Consider the following 26,666-nt stretch of genomic DNA (forward strand, 5'->3'; position numbering starts at 1 on the left):
ATGCGCACCGCCAACAAGCTCATTCCCCAGGGCCGGGGCCTCGCGCCCGTGCTGCTGAAGCGCGCCGCCATCCTCGAACTCGACTGGGACGTGCGCCAGAAAAGCCGCTTTGCCGCCACCGACTCCACGGGCCGCGAACTCGGCGTGTTCCTGCTGCGCGGCACGCTGGTGCGCGGCGGCGACGTGCTGGTGACGGAAGACGGCGCACTGGTGCGCGTGCTGGCTGCGCCGCAGCCGGTGCTGGTCATCACCGCCTGCGCGCAACACGGCACGCCCTTCGACCTGACGCGCGCCGCCTACCACCTGGGCAACCGCCACGTGCCCATCGAGCTGCAGCCCGGCCACCTCAAGATCGAACCCGACCACGTGCTGGCCGGCATGCTGCGCGCCATGCACCTCACCGTGACGGCGCAAAACCTGCCCTTCGAGCCCGAGGGCGGCGCCTACGCGACAGGGCACCACCATGGCCACGGGCACGACCATGACCACCACGGCCACCACCACGCCCACTGACGGCGCCCTGCCCGCCGCGAGCCTGTTGCAGCTCATCTGGCTGGCCTCGCCCGCGCTGCCCGTGGGCGGCTTCTCGTATTCCGAGGGGCTGGAGTCCGCCATCGAATACGCGGGCATCGGCAGCGAAGCCGCCGTGGCCGACTGGCTGCTCGACCAGTTGTACATCGCCCAGGCACGCGGCGACATGGCCGTGGTGGCCCAGGCGCTGCACGCATGGCGCAGCGACGACCATGAACGCGCCCGCGCATTGAACGAATGGGTGCTACGCACCCGCGAGACCAGCGAGCTGCGCTTGCAGGCCGAGCAAATGGGCCGCTCGCTGGCCGACTGGCTGCGCAACCAGCACCAGGGCCATAACGATGGTGATTACGAACGCCTGCGCGCCGTGCAGTTCCTGGCCGCGCTGCCGCCCACGTACCCCGTCGCCTTTGCGCTCGCCGCGTCCGCCACCCAGGCCCCGGCGCGCGACGTGCTGCTGGCCTACGCCTTCGGCTGGGCCGAGAACATGGTGCAGGCCGCGCTCAAGTCCATGCAGCTCGGCCAGAGCGCGGGCCAGCGCATCCTGGCCCGGCTGGCGCAGGCCATCCCGGTAGCCGCCGACCACGCCGTCCAGTTGGCGGACGGCGAGCGTCAGGCCTTCTCCCCCATGCTGGCCATCCTCTCGGCCCGGCACGAAACCCAGTACTCACGCCTTTTCCGATCATGACGACCACCAACACCCTGCACCACATCCCGAACCGCACCAAGCTCCTGCCCCCGCTGCGCGTGGGCATCGGCGGCCCCGTGGGCTCGGGCAAGACCACGCTGCTGGAGATGCTCTGCAAGGCCATGCGCGACGACTACGACCTCATCGCCATCACCAACGACATCTACACCAAGGAAGACCAGCGCCTGCTCACCATCAGCGGCGCGCTGCCGCCCGAGCGCATCCTGGGCGTGGAAACGGGCGGCTGCCCCCATACGGCCATCCGCGAGGACTGCTCCATCAACCTCGAAGCCATCGACCGCATGCTGGGCGAGCACCCGAATGCCGACATCGTCTTCGTCGAAAGCGGCGGCGACAACCTGGCCGCCACCTTCAGCCCCGAGCTGAGCGACCTCACCATCTACGTCATCGACGTGGCCGCGGGCGAGAAGATCCCGCGCAAGGGCGGCCCCGGCATCACCAAGAGCGACCTGTTCGTCATCAACAAGACCGACCTCGCGCCCCACGTGGGCGCGGACCTGGAAGTGATGAAGGCCGACACCGCGCGCATGCGCCCCGACGCGCAGCGCCGCCCCTGGGTCATGACCAACCTGAAGACCCTCAGCGGACTCGACGAGGTGGTGCGCTTCATCGAAGCACGGGGCATGCTGGCGGCCTGAGCTGCGTCCCCTGCTTCGACTATCATCGGGCACCTTTTTCCACCGCCCTGCGCGGGCTCCGGCGCCAGCTGGCGGGGCATTGCGCGCGGCGCGTGTCCCTCAGTCACCAGCGCACAGCGTTCAGGAGAAAAACAATGGGTTTCCTCGCCGGCAAGAAGCTGCTCATCACGGGCGTGCTGTCCAACCGTTCCATCGCCTACGGCATCGCCAGGGCCTGCCACCAGCAGGGTGCCGAACTGGCCTTCAGCTACGTGGGCGAGCGCTTCAAGGACCGCATCACCGAATTCGCCGCCGAATTCGATTCCAGGCTGGTTTTCGACTGCGACGTGGCCGATGACGCGCAGATCGAGGCCATGTTCAAGGGCCTGGGCGAGGCCTGGGGCACCTTCGACGGCTTCGTGCACAGCATCGGCTTCGCGCCGCGCGAGGCCATCGCGGGCAACTTCCTCGAAGGCCTCTCCCGCGAGGGCTTCCGCGTGGCGCACGACATCAGCGCCTACAGCTTCCCGGCCATGGCCAAGGCCGCCCTGCCGTACCTGAACGACAAGTCGTCGCTGCTCACGCTGAGCTACCTGGGCGCGCTGCGCTCCATCCCCAACTACAACACCATGGGCCTGGCCAAGGCCAGCCTGGAGGCCAGCGTGCGCTACCTGGCCGAAGCCGTGGGCCGCACCGCCGATGGCCGCGCCATCCGCGCCAACGGCATCAGCGCCGGCCCCATCAAGACCCTGGCGGCCAGCGGCATCAAGGACTTCGGCAAGCTGCTGGGCCGCGTGGCCGACGCCGCGCCGCTGCGCCGCAACGTGACCATCGAGGACGTGGGCAACGTGGCCGCCTTCCTGCTGTCGGACCTGGCCAGCGGCGTGACGGCCGAGATCACCTACGTGGACGGCGGCTTCAGCCAGACCGCCGGCCTGAGCGCGGACCAGGTGTAAAACCGCCCCGCCCCCCGGCAAAAAGCCCCGTCGCCTGGCATGGCGCACGGGGCTTTTGGCATTCAGCGAACGCAAAAAAACCGGGAGGCTCCCGGTTTGCTTTCGGCCCAAGCCGGCTCAGGCTTGCGCGGCTTCCGCCTGCCGCAGGTGGGCGTAGAGCTGGTCCTTGAGATGGAGCTTTTCCTTCTTCAGCGTTTCAATCTCCAGCGCCGTCGCCTGGACGATGCGGGACTCCATGTTCTTGATCTGCTGGTCCATCTCGTTGTGCTTGTCGAACAAGCGCGTGAAATGGGCGTCATTGCCCTTGAGCTTGGTGATCAGGTCGCGGTATTCGGGAAACATCGGCTCTCCTTGAAGTAAGGGTTGTGTCACGCTATTTTACGAATCTGCATGATCCCTACTGCTTTGCTCAGCACAAGAAATGACATAGGTCATGCACCACATCCGTGCAGCCCCAGGAGGGCCTATGCCGTTCATGCATCTTTTTGGCCGCAAATGCCCGCCCACCCTGCGCTGGGCGCTATGGTTCTTGATAGCCTGCTGGCACGCCGGGAGCGGTGCCGCGGCGCCCGCGCCCACGCTGGCGCAGGTCTACCGGCCCGGCATCGACGTGACCGCCTACTGGGTCAGCGAGAAGTACGACGGCGTGCGCGCGCTCTGGACGGGCCATGAACTGCTCTCGCGCCAGGGCCTGCCGATCCGCGCGCCCGCATGGTTCACCGCCGGCTGGCCCAGCGTGCCGATGGACGGCGAACTCTGGGCCGGGCGCGGGCGGTTCGAGCAGGTCCAGGCCGCCGTGGCCCAGGCCGCGCCGCAGGATGCGCCGTGGCGCGCGCTGCGCTACATGGTGTTCGATCTGCCCGGCCAGCCGGGCGGCTTCGGCGAGCGCCTGCCGCCCCTGCGGCACACCGTCGCCGCGCTGGACCGGCCCTGGGTGCAGGCCGTGCCGCAGTGGCGCGTGGCCAGCCATGGCGTGCTGATGCAGCAGTTGCGCACGCACGAGAAGGCCGGCGCCGAAGGGCTGATGCTGCGCCGGGACGACGCGCCCTACCGGGGCGGGCGCAGCGACGACCTGCTCAAGCTCAAGTCCTTCGAGGACGCGGAGGCCCGGGTCGTGGGCCATCTCCCGGGCCGGGGCAAGTACGCGGGCCAGACCGGCGCGCTGCTGGTGCAGATGCCCGGCGGCCAGCGCTTTCGCCTGGGCAGCGGCCTGCCCGATGGGCTGCGCCGCACGCCGCCGCCCATCGGCAGCGTAGTGACCTACCGCTACAACGGCACCCACGCCAGCGGCCTGCCGCGCTTCGCGCGCTTCTGGCGCGTGCGGGCGGATGCGCCGCCTGCGCCAGGATTTGAAGCCAAATCAGCCTCCAGCGCCCGTCCATCAAGCGCTGGCAGCTCTCAATAGAGGAGCATCAAAGGGTGCGGCCGAACGGTCCGTCGTCCCCCACCTGCACCAGCCGCCCCTTGGTGGCCTTGGCAGTCTTGCCGGCCTTGGCGGGGTGGCCCGGCTCGGCCACGCAGTCGGCGTAGTAGCGCACGTTGCCTTCGTCGTCCTCGATCTCCACCAGGCCGTGGATGTCGGTCTCGAAGCCCGGGCACAGCTTGGCGAACTCGCGCGCGAACTTCAGGTAGTCCACGATCTTCTTGTTGAACACCTCGCCCGGAATCAGCAGCGGAATGCCCGGCGGGTACGGCGTGATCAGGCTGGTGGTGATGCGGCCTTCCAGCGCGTCGATCTCCACGCGCTCGGTCTTGCGCTGGGCGATGTGGGCGTAGGCGTCGCTGGGCTTCATCGCGGGCGTGAGGTCCGAGAGGTACATCTCGGTCGTCAGGCGCGCGATGTCGTACTTCGCGTAGAGCTGGTGCACGTGCTGGCACAGGTCGCGCAGGCCCATGCGCTCGTAGCGCTTGTGCTGCTGGCAGAACTCGGGAAGGATGCGCCACATCGGCTGGTTCTTCTCGTAGTCGTCCTTGAACTGCTGCAGCGCGGCCAGCAGCGTGTTCCAGCGGCCCTTGGTGATGCCGATGGTGAACATGATGAAGAAGCTGTACAGGCCCGTCTTCTCCACCACCACGCCATGCTCGGCCAGGTACTTGGTGACGATGCTCGCGGGAATGCCGGTCTGGTCGAACTTGCCGTCCAGGTTCAGGCCCGGCGTGACGATGGTCGACTTGATCGGGTCGAGCATGTTGAAGCCGTCGGCCAGGTCGCCGAAGCCATGCCACTTGGCGGCGCCGTTCTTCTTCTTGCCCTTGTTGCGGAAGATCCAGCTCTCGGCCGTGCCCAGGCCCTCGTCCACCAGCTCCTCGGGGCCCCAGACCTTGAACCACCAGTCATCCTTGCCGAACTCCTCGGCCACCTGGCGCATGGCGCGGCGGAAGTCCAGCGCCTCGACGATGCTTTCCTCCACCAGCGCGGTGCCGCCGGGCGGCTCCATCATGGCGGCGGCCACGTCGCAGCTGGCGATGATGCTGTACTGCGGGCTGGTCGAGGTGTGCATCAGGTACGCCTCGTTGAACAGGTGGCGGTCCAGCTTCTCGCTCTGCGAGTCCTGCACCAGCACATGGCTGGCCTGGCTGATGCCGGCGAGCAGCTTGTGGATGGACTGCGTGGAATAGACCACCGAATGCTGCGGCCGCGCGCGCTTCTTGCCCATGGCGTGGTAGCTGCCGTAGAACGGGTGGAAGGCCGCGTGCGGCAGCCAGGCCTCGTCGAAGTGCAGGTTGTCCACGTAGCCGTCGAGCATGGACTTGATGGTCTCGGTGTTGTAGAGCACGCCGTCGTAGGTGGACTGCGTGAGCGTCAGCACGCGCGGCTTGACCTGCTGCGCGTCCACGCCCTTGAGCAGCGGGTTGGCGCGGATCTTGGCCTGGATGGTGGCGGGCTCGAACTCGCTTTGCGGGATCGGGCCGATGATGCCGAAGTGGTTGCGCGTGGGCTTGAGGAACACCGGCACCGCGCCCGTCATGATGATGCTGTGCAGGATGGACTTGTGGCAGTTGCGGTCCACCACCACCACGTCCCCCGGCGCCACGGTGTGGTGCCAGACGATCTTGTTCGACGTGCTGGTGCCGTTGGTGACGAAGAAGCAGTGGTCGGCATTGAAGATGCGCGCGGCGTTGCGCTCGGATTCGCCGATGGCGCCGTTGTGGTCCAGCAGTTGGCCCAGTTCCTCCACGGCGTTGCACACGTCGGCGCGCAGCATGTTCTCGCCGTAGAACTGGTGGTACATCTGACCCACCGGGCTTTTCAGGAAGGCCACGCCGCCCGAGTGGCCGGGGCAGTGCCAGGAGTACGAGCCGTCCTCTGCATAGTCGAGCAGCGCCTTGAAGAACGGCGGCTGCACGCTCTCGAGGTAGCTCTTGGCCTCGCGGATGATGTGCTTGGCCACGAACTCGGGCGTGTCCTCGAACATGTGGATGAAGCCGTGCAGCTCGCGCAGGATGTCGTTGGGCAGGTGGCGCGCGGTCTTGGTCTCGCCGTAGATGTAGATCGGCACGTCGGCGTTCTTGCGCCGCACCTCGCCGATGAAGCTGCGCAGGCTGTGGATGATCGGGTCCTGCCCCGCGCCCAGCGTGAACTCCTCGTCGTCGATCGACAGGATGAACGCGCTGGCGCGGCTTTGCTGCTGCGCGAACTGCGACAGGTCGCCGTAGCTGGTCACGCCCAGCACCTCGAAGCCCTCGGCCTCGATGGCTTGCGCCAGGGCGCGGATACCCAGCCCCGAGGTATTTTCGGAACGGTAGTCCTCGTCGATGATGACGATCGGAAAACGGAACTTCATGCGCGGCCTCCTAGGCTCAACGGGCTCAAAAACGAAATAGGCGCGAAGTGTAAGGAATAAGCGTGACTTGCCTGGGGTACGCTGCATTTTTCGCCCAGAATGTGGTGAACTACAGACAAACCCTGAGGAGGCATACACATGGAAGACTCCACCCTCTGGTGGCTGGCTGCAGGTGCGGCAGTGATCGTGGAACTGCTCACGGGCACGTTCTATCTGCTGATGCTGACCCTCGGCCTGGCGGCCGGAGCGCTGGCGGCGCACGCGGGCCTGGGCCTGGCGGCGCAACTGCTGGTGGGCGCGGCCGTGGGCGCCAGCACCATCACCGCCGCCTACCTCTACCGGCGCGGCCGCCCCGGCGACCCGCCCGCGCGCGCCGACCGCAGCGTGAACCTGGACGTGGGCGAAACCGTCCACATCGAGGCCTGGCAGCCCGACGGCACGGCCAGCGTGAAGTACCGTGGCGCGCAGTGGACCGCCATCCACCGCCCCGGCGCCACGCCCGTGCCGGGCGCGCACCGCGTGGCCGAACTGGTGGGCAACCGCCTGCTCGTCGATCGCATCTGAAATTTCCCCAGAAAGGACACCATGGAAATCGCCATCGTCATCGCCATCGCCGTCGTCATCGCCTTCGTGCGCTCGGTGCAGATCGTGCCGCAGCAGCACGCCTGGGTGCTGGAGCGCCTGGGCAAGTACGCGGGCACGCTCGCGCCGGGGCTGCGCTTCATCATTCCCTTCGTTGATCGCGTGGCCTACCGGCACAGCCTGAAGGAAATCCCGCTCGACGTGCCCAGCCAGGTCTGCATCACGCGCGACAACACCCAGCTGCAGGTGGACGGCATCCTGTACTTCCAGGTCACCGACCCGATGCGCGCGAGCTACGGCTCCAGCAACTACATCATGGCCGTCACCCAGCTCGCGCAAACCTCGCTGCGCTCGGTCATCGGCAAGCTGGAACTGGACAAGACCTTCGAGGAACGCGACATCATCAACGCCCAGGTCGTGCAGGCCATCGACGAGGCCGCGCTGAACTGGGGCGTGAAGGTGCTGCGCTACGAGATCAAGGACCTGACCCCGCCGAAGGAAATCCTGCACGCCATGCAGGCGCAGATCACCGCCGAGCGCGAGAAGCGCGCGCTGATCGCCGCTTCCGAAGGCCGCCGCCAGGAGCAGATCAACATCGCCACCGGCGAGCGCGAGGCCTTCATCGCGCGCTCCGAGGGCGAAAAGCAGGCCGTCATCAACAAGGCCCAGGGCGAGGCCGAATCCATCAAGGCCGTGGCCGAGGCCACCGCCCAGGCCATCGAACGCGTGGCCAGCGCCATCCGCCAGCCAGGCGGCGAGCAGGCGGTGCAGCTCAAGGTGGCGGAAAAAGCCGTGGACGCCTACGGCAAGGTGGCCTCCGACGCCACCACCACGCTCATCGTGCCAAGCAACATGACCGAGGTATCGGCGCTCATCGGCTCGGCCATGAAGATGGTGAAGATGGGCACAACCCCCTGAGCCGCTGCGCGGCTTCCCCCTTCTCTCTACGCGCTGCGCGCTACGGGAAGGGGGACGACGCCAGCGCGGCGGGGTGGCCCTTGCGCGGCGTCTGCTGGCATGGGACGCGCCAGTTTCAAGGCCGCAGGCGGTGGCTTGGCAGTCAGCCCAGCACGTCTTTAAGGGCTGCTTCGTACAGGTCGGTGAGCCGGTTCATGACCTCGAGCAGGCGCTCGCTGGTCGTGGCCACGGCCTCCAGGCCGCGATTGTCGGTCTGGCGCTGCAAGGCCGCGTCGAAGAACACCCACTGCCCCTGCGCCAGGTCGAGCTGGGTGCGGATGGCGGACGTGGAGATCGGTGCCTTGCCCAGGTCGTCGAGCGCGCGCTTGAACTCCTGCGCATCGGCGCCCAGCAGATCGCGCGCGGCCTTGCTGTCCAGGCCGGTGGCCTGGAGGTTGTAGTTCTTGGCCATGCGCTGCGACAGCATGCGCTGGCGCCCGGCCAGGTTCACCAGCTTGGCCGTACCGCCCTGGGCCAGCTTTTCCAGCGCCAGCGTGGCGGCATTGGCGGCATCCATCATGCGGTCGGACTGGACCGCCACCTGCGCCACCAGCTCCTTGGTGGGCGCCTGGGCCGTCAGCGCCTCCAGCCGCCCCGACTGGGTGCGCACCTCGGCCAGCAGCTTGGCCACGTCGGCCGGCCACTCGTGCTGGGCCAGCTCGTCGAAGCCCGAATGCACCAGTTGGCGCGCCGTGGTCAGCACCTCGCGCGCGCGGTCCGGCAGCACCCCCAGGAACAACTGCACGTAGGCCTTGGCCATGCGCTGCGACAGTGCACGGAAGCGCGCCGTGCGGTTGATGGCCGTGGACAGCGCCAGGCGCGCCTGCGCCGACAGCGGCAAGGCGGCCATCAGCGCCACGCCGGCCACCGTGCGCAGCGCCCGGCGGCGGCTGGCAGTCCGGGATGACATGAATATGAAATCTATGTTTTGCATGCCGGGCATTCTGAAAGTGCGCCAGCGCGCGAACACTGACGACGGTCAACAACCACGCAGGCACCAGCGGGGCCGCGGCAATCCCCCTGCGGCGAATATCCCTACACGGGCCATGCGGCACAATTTCCGCCATGGCTGAACGTGTCATTCCCCTCGTGGACCAGCGCACCCCGGCGCTTGCGCCCACCGTGCCGCAGGGCCTGCTGCCGCCCTCCGGCCACCTCGCCGACAGCCTGGCCCGCCCCCTGCGCGACCTGCGCATCAGCGTGACGGACCGCTGCAATTTCCGCTGCGGCTACTGCATGCCCAAGGAGGTGTTCGACAAGCACCACCGCTACCTGCCGCACAGCGACCTGCTGCGCTTCGAGGAGATCACGCGCCTGTCCACCCTGTTCCTGCAGCACGGCGTGCGCAAGATCCGCCTCACAGGCGGCGAGCCGCTGCTGCGCAAGGGGCTGGAAAACCTGGTCGAACAGCTCGCCGGGCTGCGCACCCTGGAAGGCCGCGCGCCCGACCTGACCCTCACCACCAACGGCTCGCTGCTGGCGCGCAAGGCACGCACGCTCAAGGCGGCGGGCCTGAACCGCGTGACCATCAGCCTCGACAGCCTGAACGACGCCGTGTTCCGGCGCATGAACGACGTGGACTTTCCGGTGGCCGACGTGCTCGCGGGCATCGACGCCGCGCAGGCCGCGGGCTTTTCCCGCATCAAGGTCAACATGGTGGTCAAGCGCGGCACCAACGACCACGAGATCGTGCCCATGGCGCGCCACTTCCGCGGCAGCGGCATCACGCTGCGCTTCATCGAATACATGGACGTGGGCGCCACCAACGGCTGGCGCATGGACGAAGTCGTGCCCTCATCCGAAGTCATCGCGCGCCTGCAGCAGGCGCTGCCCCTGGTGCCGCTGCCCGCCGAATCGCCCGGCGAGACCGCGCAGCGCTGGGGCTGGGCCGATGCCCAGGCGCGCCACGACCCGGCGCTGGGCGAAGTGGGCGTCATCAGCAGCGTCACCCAGGCGTTCTGCGGCGATTGCAACCGCGCGCGCCTGTCGATGGAGGGCCGCCTGTACCTGTGCCTGTTCGCCAGCCAGGGCTGGGACCTGCGCCGCCTGCTGCGCGACGGCAGCAGCGACGCCCAGATCGCCGCCGCCATCGCCGGCATCTGGCAGGCGCGCGGCGACCGCTATTCCGAACTGCGCGCCAGCCTGCCGCCCGACACCGGCGGCAGCCCGCGCCGCCGCATCGAGATGAGCTACATCGGGGGCTAGCCAGTCCATGCCTGACCCCATCGCCCTTGCCGATATCACCGGCCTGGTTCTCGCCGGCGGCCAGGGCAGCCGCATGGGCGGCGTGGACAAGGGCCTGCAGCCGTTTCGCGGCCAGCCGCTGGCGCTGCATGCGCTGCAGCGCCTGGCGCCGCAGGTCGGCGCGCTGCTGCTCAGCGCCAACCGCCACCAGGGCGACTACGAGGCGCTGGCGGCGCCCTTCCACGCCCCGGTGCTGGCCGATGGGCTGGCGGGCTACGCCGGGCCGCTGGCCGGCTTCCTGGCCGGGCTGGCGCACTGCGCCACGCCCTGGCTGCTCACGGTGCCGTGCGACAGCCCGCGCCTGCCCGCCGACCTGGCCCGGCGCCTGGCCGACGCCGCCGCGCGCGAGGGCGCCGACATCGCCGTCGCCTGCGCGCCCGAGAGCGCCACGCCCGGCGCGCCCCTGCGTCCGCAGCCAGTGTTCTGCCTGCTGCGCGCCGGCCTGCGCCCCAGCCTGGAGCGCTACACGCACGAGGGTGGCCGCAAGATCGGCGCCTGGACCGCGCAGCACCACTGCGTGCGCGTGCCCTTCGACCGCCCCGGGGACGACCCGCACGCCTTTGGCAACGCCAACACGCCCGCCGAGCTGCAGGCGCTGGAAAGCCTGGGCTGAGGCCATGCAAATCCCCATCCGCCCCCTGAACGCCAGCGACGTGCACGCCTACAAGGCCCTGCGCGACGCGGCCCTGCGCCACGCGCCCGAGGCCTTCCTCTCCGACTACGAAAGCGCCGTGCAGCGCCCGGCCGGGGCCTATGCGCAGCGCTTCGGCAAGCCGCTGTCGGGCACCTTCTTCCTGGGCGCGTTCGATGCCGAGGGCCGCCTGGTGGGCAGCATGGGCTGCGAGCGCGAACTGCGCGCCAAGCAGCGCCACAGCGCCACCCTGGTCGGCATGATGGTGGCGCCCCACGCCCAGCGCCAGGGCATGGGCCGGGCCCTGCTGCACGCCTGCGTGGCCGTGGCAGGGCGCGTGCCGGGGCTGGAGCAATTGACCCTGAGCGTCACGGCCAGCAACACCCACGTCGTGCGCCTGTACGAGAGCGCCGGCTTTCGCGCCTGGGGCCTGCTGCCGCGCGCCATGCTGGTGGACGGCGTGGCCTACGACAAACTGCATATGATCCGCCCGCTGCACGCCCCCTGAGAGCATGCGAAAGAACCCATGAGCACCCTCGCCGACATCGCCGCCGAACTGCCGGGCTACGACCCCGCCGACCTGTGCGTGGCCGACGCCACCGCCTTCCTCGAAGCCCTGGCCGAGCCCGTGCAAGGCACCGAAACCCTGCCCCTGCACGAAGCCCTGGGCCGCGTGCTGGCGCAAGACTTGGTCTCCCCCCTGTCGGTGCCGCCGCACGACAACTCCGCCATGGACGGCTACGCCTTCGACGGCGCGGCGCTGCGGCCCGGCCAGGCCCTGCAACTGCGCCCCGTGGGCCAGGCCCTGGCGGGCCGGCCGTGGCAGGGCCAGGTAGGGCCGGGCGAGTGCGTGCGCACCATGACCGGCGCCGTCATGCCCGCGGGGCTGGACACCGTGGTGCCGCAGGAGCTGACCACCCCCGGCCCGGATGGCACCATCGCCATCGCCGCCGATGTGCTGCGCCCCGGCGCCAACCGCCGGCTGCGCGGCGAAGACCTCCAGGAAGGCGCCATCGCGCTACAAAAAGGAGAGCTTCTTGCGCCTGCTGCCATTGGTCTGGCGGCCAGCCTGGGCCTGCAAACGCTGGACGTGGCGCGGCGCCTGCGCGTGGCCTACTTCTCCACCGGCGACGAAATCCTGCGCCCTGGCGAACCCCCGCGCCCCGGCGCCATCCACGACAGCAACCGCGCCACGCTCACCAGCCTGCTGGCCCGCCTGGGCGCGCAGGTGATCGACCTGGGCGCCGTGCCCGACGACCCCGCGCAGATCGCCGCCGCCTTCGCCCGCGCCGCCGCGCAGGCCGATGCCGTCATCACCAGCGGCGGCGTCAGCACCGGCGACGCCGACCACACCCGCGCCATGCTGCAGCAGCTGGGCGACGTGGTGTCGTGGCGCCTGGCCATGCGGCCCGGGCGCCCCATGGTGGTGGGCCGCATCGCCCGTGCCTTGGATGCAAAAACGGCCTCCATCCCTTGCCAGCCAAGCGCTGGCAGCTATGAAAACAAAAGCATCCTGTTCGGCCTGCCCGGCAACCCGGTGGCCGCGATGGTGTGCTTCCTGGTGCTGGTGCGCCCGGCCCTGCTGCGCATGATGGGCGCGCGCCCCCAGGCCATTCCGTACCTGCAGGCGCGCAGCAGCGAGATCATCCGCAAGCGCCCGGGGCGCACCGAATACCCGCGCGGCATCGTCTTCACCGCGCCCGACGGCAACCTGCAGGTCTGCACCACGGGCAGCCAGGGCTCGGGCATGCTCAGCTCCATGGTGCGGGCCAACGGCCTGCTCGTGCTGCGCCACGAACAGGGCGACGTGGCCATGGGCGACCTGGTGGACGTGATGATGTTCGACGCAGCGATGTGACCATGCACCAGGCCCGCCACCTGCCGCAAGCCCCCGGCCGCGCCACCGTGGACGCCCTGCCCGGCGCCACCCTGCTGGAGTTCGGCACCCCCTGGTGCGGCCACTGCCAGCGCGCGCAGCCGCTGATCGAGGACGCCCTGGCGGCGTGGCCTGCGGTCGCCCACGTGAAGGTGGAAGACGGCCCGGGCCAGCGCCTGGGGCGCAGCTTCGGCGTCAAGCTCTGGCCCACGCTGGTCGTGCTGCGCGACGGCCGCGAGGTGGCACGCTGCGTGCGCCCGCAGCAGGCGCAGGAGATCCACGACGCCATCGCCCAGGCGGAGTCTGGCGCCGCCTGAACCTTACCCCGGCAACGGCACCTCAAGCCCCGCCTTCAGGCACTCCAGCGCCACCGACGTGCGAAAGCGCCGCACGTTGCCATCGCCGCCGAACAGCCGCGCGGTGACGTCCTGGTACTCGGCCATGGTGGCGGCAGTGACCACCAGCAGATAGTCCGCCTCCCCCGTGATCGCGTGGCACTGCTGCACCGCCGGCTCGGCCAGGATGCGCTCGCGCAGGCCGGCGGTGCGCAGCGGGTGCTCGTCATGCACGTGCACCTCCACCATCAGGGTCAGCGGCCGCCCCAGGCGGCTGGCGTCGAGCACCGCCACCTCGGCGCGGATGACGCCGCTGTCGCGCAGGCGGCGGATGCGCCGTTGCACCGCCGGGGCCGAGAGGTGCACGGCCTGCGCGATTTCGCGCTGCGCGACCGTGTTGTCGCGCTGCAGGATGGCAAGAATCGCCCGGTCGAACGCATCGAGCGCGGGCATGGTGGCGGATTCAGGGAGCATGGGTGAGCGAAAGTTGCGTGGCATGGCGGTAAATGGAGTCTAAATATCCCGGGCTGCGCAATAAAGTCTTGCGCATGCTGCGCACACGCTTTTCCTCGCTGCTCCCGGTACTCGCCATCCTGGGCTCGGTCACCTTCCTCGGCCTGGGCACCTCCTGGGCCAAGCACAGCCTGTTTCCCCTGGTCGGCGCCCAGGGCACGACGGCGGTGCGCGTCGGCCTCTCGGCGCTGCTGCTGATGGTGCTGTGGCGCCCCTGGCGCTGGCGCCTGCGCGGGCACGACGCCCGGCTGGTCGCCTGCTACGGCGCGGCGCTGGGGCTGATGAACCTGGGCTTCTACATGGCGCTGCGCACCATCCCGTTCGGCGTGGCCGTGGCCATCGAGTTCGCCGGGCCGCTGGCGGTGGCGCTGTGGGCCTCGCGCCGCGCGCTCGACTTCGTCTGGGTGGCGCTGGCCGTGGCCGGGCTGTGGCTGCTGCTGCCGCTGGGGCACGGCGTGCGCGGGCTCGACCCGGCGGGCGTGCTGTGGGCGCTGGCGGCGGCGGTGTGCTGGGCCGTCTACATCCTGTTCGGCAAGCGCGTGGGGCATCTGCACACGGGGCATTCGGTCTCGCTCGGGCTGGCCGTGGCGGCGCTGGTGGTGGTGCCGGTGGGCGCGGCGCACGCGGGCGCCGCCCTGCTCTCGCCCGCCGTGCTGCTGGCCGGGCTGGGGGTGGCGGCGCTGTCGAGCGCCATTCCGATCATGCTGGAGATGGTGGCGCTCAAGCGCCTGCCGCCGCAGGCCTTCGGCATCATGATCAGCATGGAGCCGGCCGTGGCGGCGCTGCTGGCGCTGGGCCTGCTGGACGAACGCCTGAGCGCGTCGCAGTGGCTCGCCATCGGGCTGATCGTCGCGGCGTCGATGGGCTGCGCCTTCACGGCGCAGCGGCGCGCGCGGCCCGCCGAGGCGGTGCTGCCGGCCTAGGAATACTTACATGGACGTCTCCAGAAGAGCAAGATTCGGCGGTGTGAAGGTCTGAAGGGTTTGCAGTCTTACATACGGCCTGTCGGTGCAGGGGTTTCGTCCTGCTGGCCCTGATGGCATTCGCGGGTGAGGATCCTGTCTGCATATCGGGCTTGATGCCCTTTATCCCTATCGGATTGCCCCCACCCCGGTTTGACCTGTTGACCCATCACATCGCTTGTTGCGTGCTCTCCTTCAAAACGGTTTCTTGGCGTTTGGTGTGTTCAGATCATCGTTGCGGTCTTAGGCTGCGGCGATGTCAACCGGATTCCATCTCACCGGGTCGAAGGTCTTGCCTTTGACAAGGACCGCCCAAGCTGTTCGGGCCAGTTTGTTGGCCAGTGCTGCGACCACTACGCTGTAGGGGCGGCGCAGTAAAAGCCGCTCGGTCCAGCCGCTTCGCTGACTTCTGGCAATGACCGAGCGAGCACCGTGCATCAACATGGTCCTCACATAGGGGTCGCCGCGCTTGGAGATCCCCAACTGCCGGGTCTTCCCGCCGGTGCCAGTCTGTCGGGGCGTCAGACCCAGCCAGGCGGCAAACTGCCTGCCCGAATCGAAGCTGGACAGATCGGTCGCTGTGGACACCAAGGCTGTCGCGGTCAACGGACCGATGCCCGGGATGGCTTGCAGTGCCTGCATGTGCTGGTTCTGCTTGACCATCGAAGCCAGGCGTTTGTCCAACTGGTCGATGTCGTCCTGCAGACTGTCGATGCGACGCAGTTGATCCTGAACGCTGACAACCACCACCTCGGGCAGCTTCGCCTGTTCCTGGGCTTTGGCCAGTTCGTCGTGAATGTGCTTGAGCAACACGCGATGCCCCTCGGGCAGCACGATGCCGAACTCGTAGAGCAAGCCGCGCAACGCGTTGGTTTGCATGATGCACACCTTCATGAGCTGAGCACGCATGCGGTGCAGGGTCAGACAGGCTTGCTGCTGCTCGTTCTTGACCGGCACGGCCTTGATGTGAGGTTGCTGGGCCGCGACCCAGATGGCCTGGGCATCACGGGCATCGGTCTTGTCGCGCAGGACAAAGGGACGGACATGTCTGGCAGGCAGCAGCTTCACTTCATGCCCCAGTGCCTGCAGCGTTCTGGCCCAATGGTGTGCACCGCCACAGGCCTCCATCGCGACAAGCGAGCTGTGACGATTGGCAAAGAACGTGGTAACCCGGTCACGCCTGAGTTTGTGTCGTGTGACCTCGCCGGTCTCTGCGTCCGTTACGTGCAGCTGGAACACGTTCTTGGCAATATCCATTCCGATGACTGGCAGCGTTGCGGTAGATTGCATGGTGGGGCCTCCGGTTCTCCAGTGGTTGCGACGAACTTCCACTTTGGCACTTTGATGCCGTTACCGCGAGGCCCCACTTTGTATCGATTCATGGGCCAGCGCCATCAACGGCGGTGTAGGTGGAGACGTCCATGCCATCTGCACGAATCAGGTGCGAGTGAGCTACACCCGTCCGTGAGATAAAGCCTGCCCCAGCAGGGCGCCAAAGCGCTGTCCACGCGCCGCCTGGGGGCGCAATTCCCCGATTTCGTAGGCATTACGCCCCTTGCACGCGCACCTGCCCCATGGCCAGCAATTTGTGCCTGACCATCCACAGGTTGGACAGGGCAAACAGCGTCACGATCTGCGCCGTGTTTTTCTTCAAGCCACGGTAGCGCACCTTCACATAACCAAACTGCTGCTTGAGCACCCTGAACGGGTGTTCCACTTTGGCCCGGATGCGTGCCTTGGTGCGCTCCAGTTGGTCTATCAGCGCATCCACAGGCTTATCCTTGTCCAACGACCTGCGCAGACTTGGGCGCATGGCGACGTGCCAGTTCACGGTTTGCCTGGCATCGGGCCGCTTGTCCACCCCTTGGTAGCCCGCATCACCAAAGGCATCTGTCTCCTGCCCGTGCAGCAGGCTGTTGGCCTCCACCACGTCGCTGACGTTGCCGCTGGTGCCTCGCACCGTATGTACCAGGCCCGAGTCCGCATCCACCCCAATGTGGGCCTTCATCCCGAAGTACCACTGGTTGCCCTTCTTGCTCTGGTGCATCTCGGGGTCTCGCGCCTTGTCTTCGTTCTTGGTCGAACTGGGCGCGGCAATCAGCGTGGCGTCCACCACGGTGCCCGCCTTCAACTGCAATCCCTTGGCTTGCAGCAGCGCGTTGACCGTGGCCAGGATTTGTTCGGCCAGCTTGTGGCGCTCCAGCAGGTGCCTGAAGCGCAGGATGCTCGATTCGCTGGGGATGTGTTCGTCCCAGTGGGACAGGCCTGCAAAGTCACGCAAGGCTGGCACATCATGCAGGGCTTCTTCCATTGCAGGGTCGCTGAGCTTGAACCACTGTTGCATGAAGTGGATGCGCAGCAGCGTCTGCACCGCAAAGGGCTGCTGGCCCCGCCGTCCACTCTCGGGGGCGTAGGGCTCTATCAGCGCCACCAGTTCGGCCCAGGGAACCACCAGCTCCATCGCATCAAGGAATTCGCGCTTGCGTGTGCGCTTGACTGTGTTGCTCAGGCCCAGGCTGCTTTGCTTCATGTCTGTATTGTCTGAGCTTCAGGCCCTTGCAAGCACATCAGGCGATGATTCGTGCAGATGGCATGGACGTCTCCACCTACACCGCCGTTGATGGCGCTGGCCCATGAATCGATACAAAGTGGGGCCTCGCGGTAACGGCATCAAAGTGCCAAAGTGGAAGTTCGTCGCAACCACTGGAGAACCGGAGGCCCCACCATGCAATCTACCGCAACGCTGCCAGTCATCGGAATGGATATTGCCAAGAACGTGTTCCAGCTGCACGTAACGGACGCAGAGACCGGCGAGGTCACACGACACAAACTCAGGCGTGACCGGGTTACCACGTTCTTTGCCAATCGTCACAGCTCGCTTGTCGCGATGGAGGCCTGTGGCGGTGCACACCATTGGGCCAGAACGCTGCAGGCACTGGGGCATGAAGTGAAGCTGCTGCCTGCCAGACATGTCCGTCCCTTTGTCCTGCGCGACAAGACCGATGCCCGTGATGCCCAGGCCATCTGGGTCGCGGCCCAGCAACCTCACATCAAGGCCGTGCCGGTCAAGAACGAGCAGCAGCAAGCCTGTCTGACCCTGCACCGCATGCGTGCTCAGCTCATGAAGGTGCGCATCATGCAAACCAACGCGTTGCGCGGCTTGCTCTACGAGTTCGGCATCGTGCTGCCCGAGGGGCATCGCGTGTTGCTCAAGCACATTCACGACGAACTGGCCAAAGCCCAGGAACAGGCGAAGCTGCCCGAGGTGGTGGTTGTCAGCGTTCAGGATCAACTGCGTCGCATCGACAGTCTGCAGGACGACATCGACCAGTTGGACAAACGCCTGGCTTCGATGGTCAAGCAGAACCAGCACATGCAGGCACTGCAAGCCATCCCGGGCATCGGTCCGTTGACCGCGACAGCCTTGGTGTCCACAGCGACCGATCTGTCCAGCTTCGATTCGGGCAGGCAGTTTGCCGCCTGGCTGGGTCTGACGCCCCGACAGACTGGCACCGGCGGGAAGACCCGGCAGTTGGGGATCTCCAAGCGCGGCGACCCCTATGTGAGGACCATGTTGATGCACGGTGCTCGCTCGGTCATTGCCAGAAGTCAGCGAAGCGGCTGGACCGAGCGGCTTTTACTGCGCCGCCCCTACAGCGTAGTGGTCGCAGCACTGGCCAACAAACTGGCCCGAACAGCTTGGGCGGTCCTTGTCAAAGGCAAGACCTTCGACCCGGTGAGATGGAATCCGGTTGACATCGCCGCAGCCTAAGACCGCAACGATGATCTGAACACACCAAACGCCAAGAAACCGTTTTGAAGGAGAGCACGCAACAAGCGATGTGATGGGTCAACAGGTCAAACCGGGGTGGGGGCAATCCGATAGGGATAAAGGGCATCAAGCCCGATATGCAGACAGGATCCTCACCCGCGAATGCCATCAGGGCCAGCAGGACGAAACCCCTGCACCGACAGGCCGTATGGGAACCTCTCAAAACCCAACCGCTCTCTTCCTGACCCGAGAAGCCTGACCCGCCCCTTGCCATGATCACACCCCGCAGCGCGCTGAAGTTTGACCTGTTCGCCGAGGCCTCGCGCCAGCACAAGAGGGACGAGGTGGGCGATCCGCTGCAGGTGATCGCGCGGCACATCGACTTCGGAGCCCTGGCCGGGCTGGTGGATGCCTTGATCGAGCGTGGCGATGGCCGCCGGGGTGGCCGGCCGGCCTATCCCACCGAGGTGATGGTGCGCATCCTGGTCTTGAAGCGGCTGTACAACCTGTCCGATGAGCAGATGGAGTACCAGTTGCTGGATCGGGCGAGCTACCAGCGCTTTTGCCTGCTGCAGGATGCGATGAACGTGCCGGACCGCAACACGATCTGGCGCTTCGGCGAGCGGCTGGGCGTGGATGGGGCCACGGTGCTGTTCCAGGGAGTGGATGCGCAACTGCACCGCCATGGCTACATGGCCCGGGGCGGACAAGCCATCGATGCGACGCTGGTGCCCGCGCCGCGCCAGCGCCTGGACAGCAGGCCGGAGCGCGAGGCCCTGGCCGAAGGCAGAACGCCCGATTGGAGCGAGGCCGAGCGCCGGCAAAGGGATGTGGATGCCACGCACACGAAGAAGCACGGCAAGAGCTACTTCGGCTACAAGCTCAGCGTGAGCGTGGACCTCAAGCACGGCTTCATCCGCCGCATCGCCACGGGCACGGCCAGCGAGCACGACGGACACCACTTCGACGAGGTGCTGGACATGCACAACACCGGGCGGGCAGTGCATGCGGACAAGGCCTACCCGAGCCGCCAAAGGCGCCAGATGCTGCAAGTGCTGGGATTCGTGGATGCGATGCAGCGCAGGGCCCAGCCGGGCCAGCCCCTGAGCGAGTGCCAGAAGCGGCGCAACCAGCGCATTGCCAGCAAGCGTGCCCGGGTCGAACATGCGTTTGCCGGCATCCGGCACATGGGCGGCAAGTTCGTGCGCACGATCGGGCAGGCGCGCGCCACGGTGGCGATGACGATGATGGCTGCCTGCTACAACATGAAGCGCCTGGCGTCGTTCCTGCATCGGGGAGTGGATGCGTTCTTCAAGCCCCAACCCGGCACCTGCAAGGCACAGGTGCGTCCGCACACAGCGAAAGCCTGAGCCATCGGGGCTGCAAGGCCCCTCAATGCACGAGGTGCAGACCGCCGTAAGGCCTCATCGCGCATTCAAAACGGCTGGCGTCCAATCGTGCCTATTCGGATCCGTCAATCATGGGGTTGTGAGAGGTTCCCGTATGTAAGACTGCAAACCCTTCAGACCTTCACACCGCCGAATCTTGCTCTTCTGGAGACGTCCATGTAAGACCTTCCCTAGGAGTGGAAAACAAAAAACGCCAAAGACAGCCACAGAGCAGTCATGACGCCATTCAGGCTCATGGCCAGCGCTGCGAAAGCCCCCGCCGTTCCGCTGATCTGCAACGCACGGGCAGTGCCAATCGCGTGGGCGGTCAGTCCGAGCGCAAACCCTTGTGCGGCGTCATCCAGCGGGCCTAAAACCCTTCGCAGCACAGGCCCGGATAGCATGGTACCTGCAATGCCTGTCAGAGCCACAGCCGCCGCCGCCAATGGGACAAGACCGCCGAAATGGCCACTCAGGCTGGTTGCAATTGGCATCGTCGATGACTTGGGCGCCAACGACACCAACGTCTGCGCATCGCCACCAAAAGCCCATGCAATCAGGACCGCCGACCCTATGGCTACCGCCGAACCGACGCACAGAGCGGCGGTAACAGGCAACCAGATGCTCCGGAGTCGGAAAAGCTGCCCGAACAGCGGCACGGCCAGCGCCACGGTCGCCGGCCCGATCATGAACACCAGCGGCGCCACCGCAATAAAGTAGTTTTCGTAGGAAGTTCCCGTCGCCAGCAGCAGCGCGACAACAACCGCAGTACCGGTAAGCACGGGCAGCAGGAAGGGGTGGCCTGCGCTGCGACGATACAACGTCATCGTCGAAAAGTAGGCGGCCAGCGTCACGCCTGTCCACAACAGGCTGGCGTCACCTGGAAAGGCCGCGAACCAGGCTACGGCACCGGCGAGCGCACTCAACGTTTCAGGCATCATGGCGGGCAGCCCTTTCCTGACGTTTGAGCATCCACTGGAATGCCCAGGCCGTGGCGATTAGCGATAGGACAGCCCCCAACACGCAAGACGCCACGAATGGCAACCACTGGGCCCGGACATGTTCGAGCTGCGCGAGGATGCCGGCGATGAAGGGAATGAACAGCAGCATCAGGTTCTGCAGCAGCGCCTCGCTCGTGCCCTGCAACTCCGGGCTTACGCGTCCTCGGATTAGCAACGCCGCAAGCAATAGGAGCATGCCGATCAGGCCACCCGGTAAAGGCAGGTGAAGCAGCCTAGCCAGGAATTCTCCGACGAGCTGCAGCACCACCAGTATTGTTAGGGCGCGTATCACAAGCTGGCTCCTCGAACGCTCAGAGAGCACGCCCAAAGAGGGGCGGTCACCGAGGATAGATCGACGGACTCTGGACGCTCGAATCCAGAAACACCTTCCAGCAGCAGAAGCGCTTCCCCAAAATCAATCTCCAGCAGCGTAGCCATGGGCCTCCTGTATCAACGCAATCGGTATTGCGCGCCAATCGACGCTCAGCGAACTCGACATGGGAAAAGCACCCTGCGTGTCGAAAAAGAATGCCCACACAAGGCGCACATGGTCTCCATCAACCGCCAAGCCCCCCTGATCTTGCCTAGACAATGGCATGAACACCTCGCCGTGGCTTCTGCGCAATCAGCGTTGCAACCGCCCGAAGTGCCTGGGCCAACTCAGCCTGGTCACGCGCTCCCCCCAAGGAGATGCGTACCGCGTCTTCCATGACAGGCTCCAAACTGAACGATTGGGCACAAGCCACGCTGACTCCGGCCCCATCCAGCGCATGGGCAAAACTGTGCTGATTCCAATGCGTTGGCAGCGGCATCCAGACATGTATCCCGGTGGGATGCGCCTGCGACTGTGCGGGCAGCAGCGATCGGGCGAGAGTCTGCCGGGCCCGCGCTTCGCGCTGGATTTCCTGAACGAGTTGTCGAGCGCCCCCACTGCGGATCCAGTATTCGACAAGCGCCCCAAGCAGTGGAGATCCACCCATGCTCACCCCACGCAATGCTTCCTGGAGAGGGCCGCCGTCATCACCGCGCGGCGGCAGGACGAACGCCGTGCGCAGTGCGGGGGACAGGCACTTCGACAACGAAGCCAGATAGTAGGTCTGCACACCGCCATTGAGCGCAGCAATGGGGGGAGGCACATCATTCAAGAGGAAGCGATACGGATCATCTTCGATCAATGTCATGCCCAGTCGCGCCAGCGTCGAGGCAATCTGCTGGCGACGGTTCTCCGGCATGGTTCTCGTCGTAGGGTTGTGCAACGTCGGATTCAGGTACAGCAACTGGGCGCGGGAACTACGGTGCGCATGTTCAATCGCGTCCGGCATGACCCCGTCATCGTCAATGTCGAGTCCGATGACCTGCAGACCGAGCTGACGAGCGGCTTGCAGGAAACCCGGATAGGTCAGCTTTTCGCATAGCACGGTCTGACCGGGACGTGTTGTCGACAAGAGAATCGCGAAAAGCGCAGCCTGAGCCCCTTCGCTTAGGAGGAGTTGTTGACCCGCCACGTCACCGAGTGCTGGCCGTAGCCAGGCCCGGGCAGCCTGAACAGCTGAGGCACTCGAAGCGTTGCCCGGATATCGAGACAACACATCGATTGACTGGCGTGCCAGTACATCCTGCAAGCCCGCCTGGATCCGCGCGACCATCGAACCATCCGCAGGCTGCGGCGGCGTGTTCATGGCCAGATCCACCTGATGCGGCCCCGTTGGCCCGGCATCACCCAGGACAAAGGAGCCGCGCCCACCGAAAGATGCAATCAAGCCTCGGTCTCGCGCTTCTGCGTAGGCGCGGGTCACCGTCGTGAGATCCACCTGCAGCTCTGCCGCCAGCCAGCGTTGTGATGGCACCTGATCGCCTGCATGCAGTTGGCCGGACTGTATGGATTTTGCAATGAGGTCTGCAATCTGGAGGTAGCGCGGCCCCGAGCCCGTGGACAGAGGCTTGACCCAGGTGTTTCGTGCTTTTTTGTTCATCTCTTGATCTGGTTCCGCATACGAGGCGATTGCCAATTCATGCGAGTCACCATAGAATAATACATACACAACATGATTTTATCCATACATGATGTTTTTGTATGGATTTGCATAAGCTGATCGCTGCGCCACGCATCATGAGCGGACAGGCGTACCGAGGTGATGCACAGGAGTTGCCCCGATGACTGATTTCCGCGTTGTTTCTGCCAGCCAAGTCGAAGATGGCGTAGCTGTTTGGCTCACTGACAAGCACACACGGGTCGGGGCACTAGCCCAAACCCAGCCCCTTGCCCGCCCCCGCACATTGCTTGGGCGCCTCTCTCAGAACAGGCAGGCATGACCATGCTCGACTTCAGCGCCTTGGACCTCGCCAGGATTCAATTCGGCTTCACCATCTCCTTTCACATCATCTTTCCGGCCATCACCATCGGTCTGGCGGCCTTCCTGGCTGTGCTTGAAGGCCTATGGCTGTGGAAAAACGATGACACCTACCTCGAGCTCTACCACTTCTGGTCCAAGATCTTTGCGGTGAACTTCGCCATGGGCGTGGTCTCCGGCTTGGTGATGGCTTACCAGTTCGGAACCAACTGGAGTTTCTATTCACAGTTCGCGGGCAGCATCACGGGCCCATTGCTGGTCTACGAGGTACTGACCGCCTTCTTCCTGGAAGCGGGCTTCCTGGGCGTCATGCTCTTTGGGTGGAACAAGGTGGGGCGCAGTCTGCACTTCTTCGCCACGGTCATGGTCGCCCTCGGCACGATGATCTCGGCTACATGGATCCTGGCATCCAACAGCTGGATGCAGACACCGCAAGGCCATGAGGTCATCAACGGAGTGGTCGTTCCAGTGGACTGGATCGCGGTGATTTTCAATCCGTCCTTCCCCTACCGCCTAGCCCACATGGTGACGGCAGCAATGCTTGCTACGGCATTGTTTGTTGGCGCTTCGGGTGCCTGGCACCTGCTGCGGGGACATCGTCAACCTGCGGTCAAGCGCATGTTTTCGATGGCGCTGTGGATGGTGCTCTTCACCGCACCTCTGCAAATTTTCATTGGCGACATGCACGGGCTCAATACCCTCAAACACCAGCCTGCCAAGATCGCCGCGGTTGAGGGCCACTGGGAGAACACCCCTGGAGAAGGCGTACCCCTGATCCTGTTCGGCCTACCCGATATGCAGGCAGAGGCCACCCGCTACAAGATCGAGATACCCAACCTGGCCAGTCTGATCCTCACCCACAGCAAGGACGGCCAGATCCCCGGCTTGAAGGAATTTGCGCCTGAGGATCGGCCCAACTCTCCCATCGTCTTCTGGTCTTTTCGAATCATGGCTGGGCTTGGCATGCTGATGTTGTTGCTCGGGCTGTATGGCGCCTGGGCGCGCTGGCGGCGGCGACTATACGAGAGCCTGTTACTGACACGTTTTGCACTTTGGATGGGGCCCTCCGGTTTGATCGCCATTCTGGCTGGTTGGTACGTCACTGAAATTGGACGTCAACCTTGGGTTGTCTACGGTCTGATGCGGACCAAGGATGCCGTTTCCAACCACTCTGCCATGACCCTCTCCATTGGATTGATCATCCTGGTCGTGATGTATCTGTTCATATTTGGCCTGGGCATTGCTTACATGCTGAGGCTAGTCAAGCAGGGGCCCGAAAGCCTGCACAGCGAAGCCGCACCGCATGGTCCTTCGATCAATCAAAGACCCGCGCGTCCGCTGTCCGCGGTCAATGAACCCATGTCTTCGACGACAAAAGCACCATAAAACAAGGGGTACACCATGGGAATCGATCTTCCCCTTATCTGGTTTTTGATCATCGGCTTCGGCATCATGATGTACGTCATCATGGACGGCTTCGACCTGGGAATCGGCATCCTGTTTCCGCTGATCCCTGGTCGCGAAGACCGCGACACCATGGTCAACACCGTCGCGCCGGTCTGGGATGGCAACGAAACCTGGCTGGTTCTGGGCGGCGCGGGCCTGATGGCCGCGTTTCCCAAGGCCTACGCCGTGCTGTTGAGCGCACTCTACATTCCCGCGCTGTGCCTGTTGGCTGGCCTGATCTGGCGCGGCGTCTCCTTCGAGTTCCGATTCAAGGCCGACGAAGCCCACAAGCCATTCTGGGACAAGGCCTTCATGGCGGGCTCTTTCGTGGCGGCCTTCTTTCAAGGCGTCATCCTTGGCGCGTTCCTCGATGGGCATCAGGTGGTCAACGGAGTTACCGTCGGCAATGCAATGAGTTGGCTCACGCCGTTCAGTGTGTTCGCCGGCCTGGGAATTGTCATCGCCTATGCACTGCTCGGCGCCACATGGCTGATCCTGAAAACGGATGGGCTTTTACAAAGCAGGATCAAGGACATGACGCGTCCGATCCTCTTGGCCCTGTTGGCGGCGATGGTCATCGTGAGTCTCTGGACACCACTCACCCACGCCAGCATCGCGGCTCGCTGGTTCGACTGGCCCAACCTTGCATTCTTCGCGCCGGTTCCGCTCCTTGTCGTGGTATCGGCCTACGCCATACTTCGCTCGCTGCAAGGCGCCCCGCATGCAGGGCCCTTCGTCTGGTCGTTGATTCTGGTGTTCCTAGGCTACTCGGGGCTCGTCATCAGCATCTGGCCTAACATCCTGCCACCGGACATCTCCATCTGGGATGCTGCCGCTCCACCGCAGAGCCTGGGATTCGCACTCGTGGGCGCATTGCTGATCATTCCCTTCATCCTGGCCTATACCGCATGGTCGTACTATGTCTTCCGTGGCAAAGTGAAAGCTGGAGATGGGTATCACTGAGATGAAACAACACCCCCCTGAGGCGCTTCGCGCCTTCCCCCCGCTCTCGCATGGCTGCGCCATGCGGGCAGGGGGACGCAGCCAGCGCGGCGGGGCGGCCCTTGCGCGGTGGCCCGCGCATGGGCCGCGCCGGTTTCATGGGCTGCGGGTGGCGCGCAGCGCCATGGAAAACTGAAATGAAGCACCCTGTCTCCCCCACCTACGGGTGGGGCAAACGCCTCATCTGGCTTGTCGCCATTTGGACCTGCAGCATCACCGCCTTAGGTGCTATGGCATGGGTGATGCGCATGATAATGCGCGCCGCAGGCATGGCCTCATAAGGTAGCCGCAGCATCCCGGACGATCATATCGTCGCTTGTGGCATAGCTGTGCGGATGCGCCGGGTGCTGAAGTCCCCTCGAAAATCAGCGCCCCCTCCTCCTCCATCCCCTGAACGCCGGAATCACCCGGGAAACAGGTTTCGCTGCCCCGCCTGCTCCAGCGCCAGCAGCGCCTGCTTGCGCGGCAGGCCGCCGCCGAAGCCGGTCAGGCGGCCGTCGCTGCCGATCACGCGGTGGCAGGGCACGATGATGGAAACCTTGTTGCCCCCATTCGCCGCCGCCACGGCGCGGAAAGCAGTGGGGCGGCCGATGGTGCGGGCCTGCTCGGCGTAGCTGCGCGTCTGGCCGTAGGGAATGGCGCACAGCGCCTGCCAGGCCTGCTGCTGGAACGGGGTTCCCACCAGGTCGAGCGGTACGCCGAAGCACTGGCGCTGGCCTGCAAAGTACTGCGCCAGCTCGGCGCCTGCCTGCGTCAGCACGGCGTCCATGCCTGCGCACGACGGCCCGCCACGCGCGGCCTCCACCTGGCGCTGCTCCCGCTCCACACCGTGCTGGCCCACAAACTCCAGCAGGCACAGCCCGTTGGACGAGGCAATGGCGAGCATGTCTCCCAGCGGGGTCGGCAGGCGGCAGTGCAGCAAGGCCATGGACGTGGACTCCGATTTCAAGGAAAAAACCGTGCCAGCGCTTTCCCATCAAGCGCCAGAAGCTATCAAAACAGAAGCAG

General features: G+C 65.8%; 29 protein-coding genes. 18 read left to right on the plus strand and 11 right to left on the minus strand.

The features are described 5' to 3' along the window. From ureE to fabI, 4 genes are all read left to right on the plus strand, one after another. Positions 1–513, plus strand: a complete 513-nt coding sequence (ureE, locus tag YS110_06865; GenBank protein ID UJB64482.1) for an urease accessory protein UreE — start codon at positions 1–3, stop codon at positions 511–513. After that, positions 464–1,219, plus strand: a complete 756-nt coding sequence (locus tag YS110_06870) for an urease accessory protein UreF (GenBank protein ID UJB64483.1) — start codon at positions 464–466, stop codon at positions 1,217–1,219. Before ureE ends, YS110_06870 begins: the two co-directional genes overlap by 50 nt. Then, on the plus strand, positions 1,216–1,878 hold the full coding sequence (gene ureG / locus YS110_06875) for an urease accessory protein UreG (protein UJB64484.1): 663 nt from the start codon (positions 1,216–1,218) through the stop codon (positions 1,876–1,878). The genes YS110_06870 and ureG overlap by 4 nt, the downstream gene beginning before the upstream one ends. 134 nt (positions 1,879–2,012) lie before the next feature. After that, complete coding sequence (fabI, locus tag YS110_06880; protein ID UJB64485.1) at positions 2,013–2,813, plus strand: enoyl-ACP reductase FabI; 801 nt, start codon at positions 2,013–2,015, stop codon at positions 2,811–2,813. Positions 2,814–2,930: 117 nt separating this feature from the next. Here the strand turns inward: fabI and YS110_06885 are convergent, their stop codons facing one another. Beyond that, positions 2,931–3,155, minus strand: coding sequence for a YdcH family protein (locus YS110_06885; protein UJB64486.1), 225 nt, complete (start codon positions 3,153–3,155; stop codon positions 2,931–2,933). Between the two features lie 91 nt (positions 3,156–3,246). On the opposite strand from YS110_06885, the gene YS110_06890 reads away from it, so the two are divergent. Then, a complete protein-coding gene (locus YS110_06890) occupies positions 3,247–4,218 on the plus strand; it encodes a DNA ligase (protein ID UJB64487.1) in 972 nt (323 codons plus the stop codon). Between the two features lie 7 nt (positions 4,219–4,225). Here YS110_06890 and YS110_06895 read toward each other — a convergent pair whose 3' ends face one another. Then, positions 4,226–6,598, minus strand: coding sequence for an arginine/lysine/ornithine decarboxylase (locus YS110_06895; GenBank protein ID UJB64488.1), 2,373 nt, complete (start codon positions 6,596–6,598; stop codon positions 4,226–4,228). Positions 6,599–6,736: 138 nt separating this feature from the next. Between YS110_06895 and YS110_06900 the strand changes: the two genes are divergently transcribed. Together YS110_06900 and YS110_06905 are read left to right on the plus strand one after the other, a co-directional pair. After that, complete coding sequence (locus tag YS110_06900; protein ID UJB64489.1) at positions 6,737–7,162, plus strand: NfeD family protein; 426 nt, start codon at positions 6,737–6,739, stop codon at positions 7,160–7,162. Between the two features lie 21 nt (positions 7,163–7,183). Further along, a complete protein-coding gene (locus YS110_06905; protein UJB64490.1) occupies positions 7,184–8,098 on the plus strand; it encodes a paraslipin in 915 nt (304 codons plus the stop codon). Positions 8,099–8,240: 142 nt separating this feature from the next. Here the strand turns inward: YS110_06905 and YS110_06910 are convergent, their stop codons facing one another. Next, positions 8,241–9,071, minus strand: a complete 831-nt coding sequence (locus YS110_06910; GenBank protein UJB64491.1) for a type IV pili methyl-accepting chemotaxis transducer N-terminal domain-containing protein — start codon at positions 9,069–9,071, stop codon at positions 8,241–8,243. 131 nt (positions 9,072–9,202) lie between these two features. On the opposite strand from YS110_06910, the gene moaA reads away from it, so the two are divergent. The 5 genes from moaA to YS110_06935 are packed head-to-tail and all read left to right on the plus strand — an operon-like array spanning position 9,203 to position 13,205. Next, a complete protein-coding gene (gene moaA, locus YS110_06915; GenBank protein UJB64492.1) occupies positions 9,203–10,342 on the plus strand; it encodes a GTP 3',8-cyclase MoaA in 1,140 nt (379 codons plus the stop codon). A 7-nt stretch (positions 10,343–10,349) separates the two neighbouring features. Continuing rightward, complete coding sequence (mobA, locus tag YS110_06920) at positions 10,350–10,994, plus strand: molybdenum cofactor guanylyltransferase MobA (GenBank protein ID UJB64493.1); 645 nt, start codon at positions 10,350–10,352, stop codon at positions 10,992–10,994. A 4-nt stretch (positions 10,995–10,998) separates the two neighbouring features. Then, entirely contained in the window at positions 10,999–11,520 is a 522-nt protein-coding gene (locus YS110_06925; GenBank protein UJB64494.1) for a GNAT family N-acetyltransferase, read from the plus strand. An 18-nt stretch (positions 11,521–11,538) separates the two neighbouring features. Beyond that, positions 11,539–12,870 carry a molybdopterin molybdotransferase MoeA gene (locus tag YS110_06930; GenBank protein ID UJB64495.1) on the plus strand — a complete coding sequence of 444 codons (1,332 nt, stop codon included), beginning with the start codon at positions 11,539–11,541 and terminating at the stop codon, positions 12,868–12,870. A gap of 2 nt (positions 12,871–12,872) precedes the next feature. After that, positions 12,873–13,205: a thioredoxin family protein gene (locus tag YS110_06935; protein UJB64496.1), complete on the plus strand. Its 333-nt coding sequence runs from the start codon at positions 12,873–12,875 to the stop codon at positions 13,203–13,205. A 3-nt stretch (positions 13,206–13,208) separates the two neighbouring features. Here the strand turns inward: YS110_06935 and YS110_06940 are convergent, their stop codons facing one another. Further along, positions 13,209–13,676: an Lrp/AsnC family transcriptional regulator gene (locus YS110_06940; GenBank protein ID UJB67383.1), complete on the minus strand. Its 468-nt coding sequence runs from the start codon at positions 13,674–13,676 to the stop codon at positions 13,209–13,211. Between the two features lie 95 nt (positions 13,677–13,771). Here YS110_06940 and YS110_06945 point away from each other — a divergent pair, with 95 nt between their 5' ends. Continuing rightward, positions 13,772–14,659, plus strand: a complete 888-nt coding sequence (locus YS110_06945; GenBank protein ID UJB64497.1) for a DMT family transporter — start codon at positions 13,772–13,774, stop codon at positions 14,657–14,659. 282 nt (positions 14,660–14,941) lie between these two features. On the opposite strand, the gene YS110_06950 is transcribed toward YS110_06945, so the two are convergent. Together YS110_06950 and YS110_06955 are read right to left on the minus strand one after the other, a co-directional pair. Beyond that, positions 14,942–15,988 carry an IS110 family transposase gene (locus YS110_06950; GenBank protein UJB64498.1) on the minus strand — a complete coding sequence of 349 codons (1,047 nt, stop codon included), beginning with the start codon at positions 15,986–15,988 and terminating at the stop codon, positions 14,942–14,944. Between the two features lie 256 nt (positions 15,989–16,244). Then, positions 16,245–17,228: an IS5 family transposase gene (locus YS110_06955; protein ID UJB64499.1), complete on the minus strand. Its 984-nt coding sequence runs from the start codon at positions 17,226–17,228 to the stop codon at positions 16,245–16,247. 195 nt (positions 17,229–17,423) lie between these two features. Here YS110_06955 and YS110_06960 point away from each other — a divergent pair, with 195 nt between their 5' ends. Then, a complete protein-coding gene (locus YS110_06960) occupies positions 17,424–18,470 on the plus strand; it encodes an IS110 family transposase (GenBank protein ID UJB64500.1) in 1,047 nt (348 codons plus the stop codon). A gap of 275 nt (positions 18,471–18,745) precedes the next feature. Next, complete coding sequence (locus YS110_06965; protein ID UJB67384.1) at positions 18,746–19,840, plus strand: IS5 family transposase; 1,095 nt, start codon at positions 18,746–18,748, stop codon at positions 19,838–19,840. A 209-nt stretch (positions 19,841–20,049) separates the two neighbouring features. Here YS110_06965 and YS110_06970 read toward each other — a convergent pair whose 3' ends face one another. From YS110_06970 to YS110_06985, 4 genes are all read right to left on the minus strand, one after another. Further along, on the minus strand, positions 20,050–20,796 hold the full coding sequence (locus YS110_06970; GenBank protein UJB67385.1) for an LrgB family protein: 747 nt from the start codon (positions 20,794–20,796) through the stop codon (positions 20,050–20,052). Further along, on the minus strand, positions 20,789–21,151 hold the full coding sequence (locus tag YS110_06975) for a CidA/LrgA family protein (protein UJB64501.1): 363 nt from the start codon (positions 21,149–21,151) through the stop codon (positions 20,789–20,791). The genes YS110_06970 and YS110_06975 overlap by 8 nt, the downstream gene beginning before the upstream one ends. Beyond that, positions 21,148–21,297, minus strand: coding sequence for a hypothetical protein (locus YS110_06980; GenBank protein ID UJB64502.1), 150 nt, complete (start codon positions 21,295–21,297; stop codon positions 21,148–21,150). The genes YS110_06975 and YS110_06980 overlap by 4 nt, the downstream gene beginning before the upstream one ends. A 146-nt stretch (positions 21,298–21,443) precedes the next feature. Next, on the minus strand, positions 21,444–22,832 hold the full coding sequence (locus tag YS110_06985; GenBank protein UJB67386.1) for a PLP-dependent aminotransferase family protein: 1,389 nt from the start codon (positions 22,830–22,832) through the stop codon (positions 21,444–21,446). Positions 22,833–23,174: 342 nt separating this feature from the next. On the opposite strand from YS110_06985, the gene YS110_06990 reads away from it, so the two are divergent. The 3 genes from YS110_06990 to YS110_07000 all read left to right on the plus strand — a co-directional run bounded on the left by YS110_06990 (position 23,175) and on the right by YS110_07000 (position 25,939). After that, positions 23,175–24,596 carry a cytochrome ubiquinol oxidase subunit I gene (locus YS110_06990; protein ID UJB67387.1) on the plus strand — a complete coding sequence of 474 codons (1,422 nt, stop codon included), beginning with the start codon at positions 23,175–23,177 and terminating at the stop codon, positions 24,594–24,596. A gap of 15 nt (positions 24,597–24,611) precedes the next feature. Continuing rightward, on the plus strand, positions 24,612–25,619 hold the full coding sequence (cydB, locus tag YS110_06995) for a cytochrome d ubiquinol oxidase subunit II (GenBank protein UJB64503.1): 1,008 nt from the start codon (positions 24,612–24,614) through the stop codon (positions 25,617–25,619). Between the two features lie 176 nt (positions 25,620–25,795). Further along, positions 25,796–25,939 (plus strand): DUF2474 domain-containing protein, encoded by a 144-nt coding sequence (locus tag YS110_07000; protein ID UJB64504.1) that lies wholly within the window; start codon positions 25,796–25,798, stop codon positions 25,937–25,939. 122 nt (positions 25,940–26,061) lie between these two features. Here the strand turns inward: YS110_07000 and YS110_07005 are convergent, their stop codons facing one another. Continuing rightward, positions 26,062–26,586, minus strand: a complete 525-nt coding sequence (locus YS110_07005; protein UJB64505.1) for a methylated-DNA--[protein]-cysteine S-methyltransferase — start codon at positions 26,584–26,586, stop codon at positions 26,062–26,064. Between the last annotated feature and the right edge of the window lie 80 nt (positions 26,587–26,666).

Origin of the sequence: Acidovorax sp. YS12 (genome assembly GCA_021496925.1) — a bacterium.
GTDB lineage: Bacteria > Pseudomonadota > Gammaproteobacteria > Burkholderiales > Burkholderiaceae_C > Paenacidovorax.

Excerpts from the sequence above, each read along its gene's own strand:
- ureE (UJB64482.1), top strand. The coding sequence starts at position 1 with ATGCGCACCGCCAACAAGCTCATTCCCCAGGGCCGGGGCCTCGCGCCC.
- YS110_06870 (UJB64483.1), top strand. The coding sequence starts at position 464 with ATGGCCACGGGCACGACCATGACCACCACGGCCACCACCACGCCCACT.
- ureG (UJB64484.1), top strand. The coding sequence starts at position 1,216 with ATGACGACCACCAACACCCTGCACCACATCCCGAACCGCACCAAGCTC.
- fabI (UJB64485.1), top strand. The coding sequence starts at position 2,013 with ATGGGTTTCCTCGCCGGCAAGAAGCTGCTCATCACGGGCGTGCTGTCC.
- YS110_06885 (UJB64486.1), bottom strand. The coding sequence starts at position 3,155 with ATGTTTCCCGAATACCGCGACCTGATCACCAAGCTCAAGGGCAATGAC.
- YS110_06890 (UJB64487.1), top strand. The coding sequence starts at position 3,247 with ATGCACCACATCCGTGCAGCCCCAGGAGGGCCTATGCCGTTCATGCAT.
- YS110_06895 (UJB64488.1), bottom strand. The coding sequence starts at position 6,598 with ATGAAGTTCCGTTTTCCGATCGTCATCATCGACGAGGACTACCGTTCC.
- YS110_06900 (UJB64489.1), top strand. The coding sequence starts at position 6,737 with ATGGAAGACTCCACCCTCTGGTGGCTGGCTGCAGGTGCGGCAGTGATC.
- YS110_06905 (UJB64490.1), top strand. The coding sequence starts at position 7,184 with ATGGAAATCGCCATCGTCATCGCCATCGCCGTCGTCATCGCCTTCGTG.
- YS110_06910 (UJB64491.1), bottom strand. The coding sequence starts at position 9,071 with ATGCAAAACATAGATTTCATATTCATGTCATCCCGGACTGCCAGCCGC.
- moaA (UJB64492.1), top strand. The coding sequence starts at position 9,203 with ATGGCTGAACGTGTCATTCCCCTCGTGGACCAGCGCACCCCGGCGCTT.
- mobA (UJB64493.1), top strand. The coding sequence starts at position 10,350 with ATGCCTGACCCCATCGCCCTTGCCGATATCACCGGCCTGGTTCTCGCC.
- YS110_06925 (UJB64494.1), top strand. The coding sequence starts at position 10,999 with ATGCAAATCCCCATCCGCCCCCTGAACGCCAGCGACGTGCACGCCTAC.
- YS110_06930 (UJB64495.1), top strand. The coding sequence starts at position 11,539 with ATGAGCACCCTCGCCGACATCGCCGCCGAACTGCCGGGCTACGACCCC.
- YS110_06935 (UJB64496.1), top strand. The coding sequence starts at position 12,873 with ATGCACCAGGCCCGCCACCTGCCGCAAGCCCCCGGCCGCGCCACCGTG.
- YS110_06940 (UJB67383.1), bottom strand. The coding sequence starts at position 13,676 with ATGCCCGCGCTCGATGCGTTCGACCGGGCGATTCTTGCCATCCTGCAG.
- YS110_06945 (UJB64497.1), top strand. The coding sequence starts at position 13,772 with ATGCTGCGCACACGCTTTTCCTCGCTGCTCCCGGTACTCGCCATCCTG.
- YS110_06950 (UJB64498.1), bottom strand. The coding sequence starts at position 15,988 with ATGCAATCTACCGCAACGCTGCCAGTCATCGGAATGGATATTGCCAAG.
- YS110_06955 (UJB64499.1), bottom strand. The coding sequence starts at position 17,228 with ATGAAGCAAAGCAGCCTGGGCCTGAGCAACACAGTCAAGCGCACACGC.
- YS110_06960 (UJB64500.1), top strand. The coding sequence starts at position 17,424 with ATGCAATCTACCGCAACGCTGCCAGTCATCGGAATGGATATTGCCAAG.
- YS110_06970 (UJB67385.1), bottom strand. The coding sequence starts at position 20,796 with ATGCCTGAAACGTTGAGTGCGCTCGCCGGTGCCGTAGCCTGGTTCGCG.
- YS110_06980 (UJB64502.1), bottom strand. The coding sequence starts at position 21,297 with ATGGCTACGCTGCTGGAGATTGATTTTGGGGAAGCGCTTCTGCTGCTG.
- YS110_06985 (UJB67386.1), bottom strand. The coding sequence starts at position 22,832 with ATGAACAAAAAAGCACGAAACACCTGGGTCAAGCCTCTGTCCACGGGC.
- YS110_06990 (UJB67387.1), top strand. The coding sequence starts at position 23,175 with ATGCTCGACTTCAGCGCCTTGGACCTCGCCAGGATTCAATTCGGCTTC.
- cydB (UJB64503.1), top strand. The coding sequence starts at position 24,612 with ATGGGAATCGATCTTCCCCTTATCTGGTTTTTGATCATCGGCTTCGGC.
- YS110_07000 (UJB64504.1), top strand. The coding sequence starts at position 25,796 with ATGAAGCACCCTGTCTCCCCCACCTACGGGTGGGGCAAACGCCTCATC.
- YS110_07005 (UJB64505.1), bottom strand. The coding sequence starts at position 26,586 with ATGGCCTTGCTGCACTGCCGCCTGCCGACCCCGCTGGGAGACATGCTC.